This is a genomic window from Enteractinococcus helveticum (assembly GCF_001657475.1).
Lineage (GTDB): Bacteria > Actinomycetota > Actinomycetes > Actinomycetales > Micrococcaceae > Yaniella > Yaniella helvetica.
The window spans coordinates 1-986 of record NZ_LXEY01000077.1 but is presented as its reverse complement, the minus strand read 5'-3'; the positions used below and the strand labels follow the sequence as shown (position 1 = coordinate 986).

Sequence of the window (986 nt, the reverse complement as noted above, 5' to 3'; positions counted from 1 at the left end):
AGTGCGCCGGTATGCTTGAGTGAGACAGGTTAGTAGGAGCCTTACTCATCGTGACAGAGCGAAAGAAATACACTGCAGAGTTCAAACAGCGGGCCGTGGATCTGGTCATAGATTCGGGTCGTCCGATTGCTCAGGTCAGTGTGGATATTGGGGTCAAGGAAGGCACCCTTGGCAATTGGGTGCGCAAGTACCGCCAGGACCACCCAGAAGAGTTTGCTGGCGACGCCCCGGAGTCGGTGGCCTATGCCGAGCATCAGCGGGTGCTCAAGGAAAATGCCAAGCTGAAACAAGAGGTGGAATTCCTCTCAAAAGTCAGCGCCTTCTTCGCCTCGAAGCAACAATCGTAGACTGCTATGAGTTCATCGAAGCGCAGAAGGCCAACTATTCCATTGCCATGATGTGCCGGGTACTGCAGGTCTCGCGGGCCTCGTTTTATCGGTGGTGCCAACCCAAGCAGCCCTCACCGCGTCAGGTGCGCCACCAACAGCTGGTGGCGGCTGTCAAAGCCGAGTATGAGGATGCTGAAGGCATGGCAGGCCGGCGTCAGCTGACCCGGCTGCTGAACACCAAAGGTATTGAGGTCTCGGAGTCCACCGTAGGAGCCATTATGCGGGTTCACGATTTGCGGGCCATCCGCACTATGGCGTGGAAACAGACCACCGTCCAAGACCCGCAAGCCAGAACGGAACACATCGACAATCATATGATCGATGACCACGGCGACCGGGATTTCTCCTCCGAGACACCAGGGACCCGATTGGTCGGCGATATAACGTATCTAAAGACAGGTCAGGGCTGGTTGTATTTGGCCACGGTCATCGATTTGTGCACCGGGATGGTCATCGGCTGGAATACCGCCAATCACATGCGCACCGACCTATGCATCGGGGCGTTGGCCATGGCCCGTGATCAGGGGTATCTCCACCCTGACCAGGCGATTTACCACACGGATAGAGGTGCTCAGTTCACCTCAGCCCAGTTTCAAG

At 56.6% G+C, this 986-nt stretch carries 2 protein-coding genes; both read left to right on the top strand.

Annotation, left to right across the window (positions count from 1 at the left end; all coding sequences use genetic code 11):
• Positions 1-50: 50 nt before the first annotated feature.
• The gene (locus A6F49_RS14595) at positions 51-347 is read left to right on the top strand and encodes a transposase (protein WP_043055285.1); all 297 of its coding nucleotides are present in this window, start codon (positions 51-53) and stop codon (positions 345-347) included.
• Positions 299-986 (top strand): IS3 family transposase (locus A6F49_RS17820; RefSeq protein WP_235605023.1); only part of this gene is annotated, 688 nt, incomplete at its 3' end. The genes A6F49_RS14595 and A6F49_RS17820, both read left to right, overlap by 49 nt.